This window comes from Turicibacter sp., assembly GCF_017941855.1.
Taxonomy (GTDB): Bacteria; Bacillota_I; Bacilli_A; order MOL361; family Turicibacteraceae; genus Turicibacter; species Turicibacter sanguinis.
This window is the reverse complement of sequence record NZ_JAGAVR010000068.1, coordinates 1-6373: the sequence shown is the minus strand read 5'-3', so window position 1 is coordinate 6373 and position 6373 is coordinate 1. Positions and strand designations below refer to the sequence as shown.

The following is a 6373-nucleotide window of genomic DNA, read 5'->3' as shown; positions in this document are numbered from 1 at the left end:
TTTTTTGTTTTAATAATTTTGCCTTGTTTGTCATATTGTTTCCCCCCTAATCGATCACTCTATGCCAAATTCTTTTCGTTTTAGCGTTAACTCGCTATCAATTTTTTCAATATAGTCATACAGTGTTTCACGTGGGTTCGAACCATTGTTAATGACTTCCCTAAATGCATATTCTACTTCACGAGCTGTCATATATCCACCAGGAACTTGTGGAACGCCTTGTAAACTCTCACGTTGTTTTTTTAGTTGCTCGATATCATGACTTGGCCATGGTAATTCATAGATGGCTTCTTCGGTTGCCGAAGCATGACGCGCTGCAACACCTAAGACTGTTTCAATTTCAGTTCCGAAACTAATTTGCGTTTCTTTACTCGTCCACCATTTTAAAAATTCCCAAGCACTATCTTTATCATCACTTTGATTAAAAATGACAGATCCTTTTACATAAGAAGCGGCAACATTGTTGTATTCTCCATCTTCATTGACATACGAAGGTAATGGTGCCATTTTCCAACTCCCGCTTATTTCAGGTGCAAAGACTGATAGTAAGTTATAATTCGTATAACTTGCTATCCCAATTGGAATTTCTCCAGTTCGCATACGGTTGTAGAAGTTCGCTGTAACAGGCAATCCATAGTTAGTATAAAAATCAGTCCAGAATTTGAATGATTCCATTGCCTCTGTTGAATTTAAGGCACTTGATTCCCCATTATTTGAATAGAACTCGCCACCCTGTTGGAATAATAATGTTGCATACGTCGTATTTGGAACAGCTTGTGAACTTGCTGAATTAATAACCGTTGTATCCATAAAGAAATCTAAATGATTTTGATTTAAAATCGGTAACATCTTAAATAAATCATCCCAAGTTTCTGGTACCTCAAGCCCTAGCTCATCTAGAATATCTTCTCGATAAAATAGCATTTGATGAATTTGCTCATCTGGTAGCGCGTACACTCCCCCACTATATTCAAATGGAACTAATGCACTTTCATCAAAACGTGTCATCACTTCACTAAAATCTTCAAACTCACTTAAATCAACTAAAGCATTTCTTAAAGCATAATTGATTGGTAAATTTTCATTTAATTGAATCACGACATCTGGACCTTCTCCTGATAATGTCGCAGGTAAAACAACGCTTTCAGGTACTAATTTCACATCCACGCTAATTCCAGTATTGGGAGTAAATGAATCATCGATTAATCTTCTTAAAATATCTGATTGATCCCGACCTGTAATGACCCATACCTCAATTTTTTTACTATACTCACCTGTTTCAGTTACGAAGCTATCATAATCATTGAAGAATGAACTTATAAATCGCTGTGATTCATACACCATGTTTTCAAAGAAATTTCCGTTTACTTTTGGTAATTTAGCGTTAGCTTCTGTGACTAATAAATAATCAATCTCTAGCGGTTGTTCCTTCATGGTTTGAATCCATGTCCCTAAAGCAGCATTATTCGAGTTAAACTCTTCTAATCCTGTATGAATTTCATCAGGATATTTGATAAATTTCTCGAGTTGGATTAATGACGTATGTAGCGATGATGTTGTCTCACTCCCCCCCCCACTAATCTCCTCTAAGTTTTTAATAATCCCTTTTAAACGCTCTACTTCTGTTGAGATATTATCTAATAAATCTGGAATGACAACTGGTAATTTATAATCTCGATACGTGTCAGGAGTTGCCCCAGTGACTAACAAGATACTGCGATAAATAGTATTTAAATTTGTGATTAGGATATTCGTTTCATTAATGACATCACTCATTTCTCCTAATACAACTTCTAATTTAATAATATTTTTACCCGCATTTAGATGAATCAGCATCGGTTCATCGTCTCCGATTGTTTTCATTTGAAATTTACTATCATAATTAAAGGCAATACTTTTAGCCTCTTCAAACGGAATCTCACCATTTACATATAAGGCACGGTTTGAAGAAACCCCACGTTTAAAATTCTGGTTAGCTCTAAAGGATAATTGATATAACCCTTCTTCCTCAACTTCAACTTCCCACTCAACAAAGTCTCCAACAAAACGCCATGAATCTCCACCAATAACATTTAAGCGAATCTCACTTGGATGACTGGGTTCAGTTAACGGATTTGAATTATTCATACGTGGATATAAAGAAACTGAATTTTTTCTAAATGTTTCTTCACCTTGAATTTTGATAAAAGCTGATTCAACCTCATGAATTCCATTTTGATTTAATTCAGTCACATATTCCTCATAGGTTTTGATTTCCTCGGCCTGTTTGAAGATCATTTGATTAAGTTGCATCGGCTCACTAATTGATTCAACAGTCAGAACATGCTCCCCTTTATCTAAATAAACCATCAAAGGATTTGGGCTCATTCGTTCTCGATCATATACAAACGTTGTACATTCTTCAAACAATTCAACTTGATCGGGTCTTACATCATTTCCATTTACATTTTTAATCTCACTTGCATCCGTAAATAGACGATTAAAAGAAAGACGTGCTAACTCATCATATGGTAATTGACCATCGATATATAATTTTCGCTCGATTTTCGCCCCTTTACCTTTAATCGGTAAATATGAAAATTCGATTTGATAGAATCCTTCTTTCTCAACTTCAAAATTGAATGAGACATACCCTTTTTCCGTTGTGATGACTGATCCATTTACCACGTCAAGCCCACTCATATTTGAATTTCCTTCATCTAAATGAGTTGAATTAATGACAATTTCTTTTGAAGAAACTAATTCTGCCTGAGCATACTGGTTCAAATATTCTTTATAGTTTGTTTTTGAGGCGGATACTAACATACTCTCCGTAATCTGAATTTGATTCCTCACTTGACTCTCCGTCTGACTCGTCAAAACCTCACTTGCTTGAATTGGGACATTAGATGTTAATAACATGATGGCTAACGGAATCGTAACAAAAGGTTTTAATAACATGTTTTTTGTATATTTCAAACAAAACTCCCCCCAGCTTGATAAGTATTAAATAATTTTTACTTATTTTCATGAATGACGTTTAATAATGTTTTAGTCTGATCCGTTTGGTATTCCCAGAACATGACCCCTAACAATCCTTTTTCCTTCACATATTTCATTTTTTCTGCAACGGATTTTTCATTTTCATACGTAATGAACGTGTCGCCATTATAAGCCCAAGGCGCTTTTGCTAAATCATCCCAGTATTCGTTAAATCCTTCTTCATTTATTTTTTTAACAATGTCGTGGTAATCGAAATATAACCCATGTTCTCCTTTAATTCTTGACCCTAATCCATTATTTTTATTTTCAACTTTACTGCCACCACGACCATAAAATGCAATTCCTGCCACTAACTTTTCAACGTTCATACCTAGCTTGATAAATTGCTCAATAAAATAAGCGCCTCCTGGATAATACGTTTCTCCATATTTCTCAGTTAAACAAGATGGATAAATATTAGTATGATGGCCGGTTACATGGAATGATCCTCCCATGTCATACGTCATGATATTCACATAATCTAAAATTTGATTTAATTCTTCCATTTCAACTGCACGAAGATATGACAGACTTGCCCCCGCTGCAATAGTTAATAAATAATCTTGGTTCGTGCGTTTACTTAATTCATCTAAATCCTGTCTTACCTGCTTTAGTAACAGTGTAAAGTTCTTTTTATCATCTGGGTGGCAGCTAATCCCACCTCCTGGAATCGTTGGGTATTCCCAATCTATATCAATTCCATCCATGCTATACTTTTGCATAATTTCGATACTACTTTTTGAAAAAAGTTCTCGACTTTCCTGTGTTTCAGCTGCTTCAGAAAAATTTGAAGCTCCCCATCCCCCAATTGATACACAAACTTTCAAATGTGGAAAATTAGCCTTTAGGTCTTTTACTTGAATGGCACGATTCCAATTTTCATGTACTTCTCCACTCGTATCTTTTACTGTTGCAAATGCGTAGTTAATATGTGTTAAACTTCCAAGATCAACATCATCAACTTTCCAATCTGTACCATCTGTCAAATAACCTAAAATAATCATTAACTTCACCTAACCCTCTTCTGATATTAAATAATGGAGATTTATCTAGAAAGACTGAAGCTTTCATTCTAAAATAAATCTCTTTTATTTAAGTCGTTTCATCTGTAGCTAAAAACTATCTTTATAATCTTAAAAATATTACTATGGCAAGACCTTTAATCAGTATGAATTATTACCTGTTTCATCTAATCAGACTTTATTGAATCCCCCCACGTAAACCACTAAACGACATCCGTTCACAGCATATCCAATTAGAGTAACGTCTTTTTAAAAGTAAAGGCACACCTAAGTGCGCCTTTCCCCCCTTTATTTGCTTAGGTTTGATTTTATAATTCCATCTAATGTTTCTAAGTGTGTTGTTAAAGTGGTTGGGTCAACAAACCATTCATTGACAAAACTTGTGTAACTCCAATCATATCCACCAGAGTAATCTGTGTAAGGATCGATTTCCCCTTTATCTTGAAGATATTGCACGATTTCCACTGCATCATCTTGAGTAGGGAAGTTTCGTTCTGACCATTCTTGAACGGCTGTCGGTTTTGTATGGACAGACGTAAATAAAGCCATTGCTTTCGTAATGATCTCTAACTTATCTTCAGAAACCGAGATTGGAATAGCATACATATCTCCACGTCCAGCTGGAACGAATGCATCTGAACTATTTTCAGGGAATGGGACAACCCCATACTCTTTATCCGAGTTACGGATACAGCAGTCAGAGCGCCATGCATCTAATAATGTAAATGCAACTCCACCTTTATCTTTTTCAGCAACTTCTTGATCAGGTGTTCCTTTTTCCCATGCAGATTGCGCTGCACCAAATAAGTTTTTCATGTCCGTTAACGCATACTTGAATTTTGTATCATCAGCTGCGTATGGAACGGCATAAATGTTTAACACCCCATCATTACGTAATGTTTCTAAATAACTCATTGTTTCATAAACAGCTTCGCTATTTACATTCGATTCCCCATTTTCAATTAACTTAACACCATTTGCTGCTAATGCTGCTTTGAAAATATAGAATGAATCTGTTCCAAATGCATATGTTAATTCGCTTGAACTATCTGCATATTGTTGAACTTTTTTAAAGTATTCACGAGCCGTATCAAATGTCCATTCTCCTTTTTGCCAAAGTTCATTTGGCATTTCTTCCATTCCTGCATCTTCAAGAATGTTTACATCAAATACTAATAGCTCTGGATAAATCATATTATCACGTGCAACTCCATAGTTACTAGATCCAACAACGCCTAATCGGTATGGAAGATCATTTCCAAAAACATCTACTTCTTTAGATACTTTATCCACATAGTTCGTAATATCAGCTAAGTTCCCACTCTTCACCAAGCTCGTATATTCATCAGCATTTAAACGAACAATATCCGCTTCTGATGTCCCAGCTAAGTTCCAACCTGTTATCTCCTCAATTTTATCTTCTGATTGATACTCATAAAACTCAAATGTGATACCATACTCTTCCTCAATTTGATCCACAATAGCTGACTTATACTCAGCTTCTTCAATTGACATACATCCCTCTGTTCCAACTTTTGGACTCTTTGGATTGTCTCCACATACATGGTGCGTTCCAATCGTCAACGTAATTTTTTCAGATGTTGTACTTTCTTGTTGTGTAGAAGGAGCTTCTGAATTTGTTGAAGTATTTGTTTCAGAGCCTGCAGTTTGTCCCCCACAACCAGCAAGGCTTAATGATAACCCTGTCAGGGCTAGAAAAGATAACGCTTTTTTCATGTCTTTCATTCCTCCTTATATTTGATGCAATTTCATCCTAACACCAAATATAAGCGTTTTCAATGAAGTTCTTACAAATTAAACCAACTATGTAAAATTTGTACATTAAATATAGAATTTGTACCACACTTTCAAATTGGTCAAATTATCATTATTTGAGTAAAAAAGCAAAAGATGGTTAATATGCTTATCGCTTCGCCTTAATGTTTTTTCAAGCACAATCTCTCTTCATTCAAATTTCTATTTGTATTTTCAACTATTTTTCACATATAAAAATATAAAAATACCATATAAAGACATCTCATTTTTACATCAAAAATCTATATTTTTATGACAAATCCTTCCTTAATTTTATAAAAAAAAATAGAGATTTCCATCCGGAAATCTCTTTCTTAATTCATTTCTTTTGTGACAATATAGTGTAATTCTTCTTCGCTTGATTCATTTTTAATGATTTCTTTTTTTATTAACCCACAAGCCAATAATTCGGCTAATCCTGGCTCTAAGTCATGCTTGGCTTCTTCTAAATTTTGTAACGTTCCTAAAATATCTTCGACCTGTTCCGTAATCAAATAAACAAAGAAAATATAAAT

The 6373-nt window shown here is 34.7% G+C and carries 3 protein-coding genes and 1 pseudogene; all 4 read right to left on the bottom strand.

Annotated features, from left to right (window positions below):
- Window positions 1-54: 54 nt before the first annotated feature.
- Window positions 55-2958: an extracellular solute-binding protein gene (locus J6D32_RS08630; RefSeq protein WP_055164832.1), complete on the bottom strand. Its 2904-nt coding sequence runs from the start codon at window positions 2956-2958 to the stop codon at window positions 55-57.
- A 38-nt stretch (window positions 2959-2996) separates the two neighbouring features.
- The gene (locus J6D32_RS08625; protein WP_009607543.1) at window positions 2997-4025 is read right to left on the bottom strand and encodes a glycoside hydrolase family 18 protein; all 1029 of its coding nucleotides are present in this window, start codon (window positions 4023-4025) and stop codon (window positions 2997-2999) included.
- 306 nt (window positions 4026-4331) lie between these two features.
- The gene (locus tag J6D32_RS08620; protein ID WP_009607564.1) at window positions 4332-5780 is read right to left on the bottom strand and encodes a type 2 periplasmic-binding domain-containing protein; all 1449 of its coding nucleotides are present in this window, start codon (window positions 5778-5780) and stop codon (window positions 4332-4334) included.
- 392 nt (window positions 5781-6172) lie between these two features.
- Window positions 6173-6373: pseudogene (locus J6D32_RS08615) on the bottom strand (hypothetical protein); the annotation flags it as partial.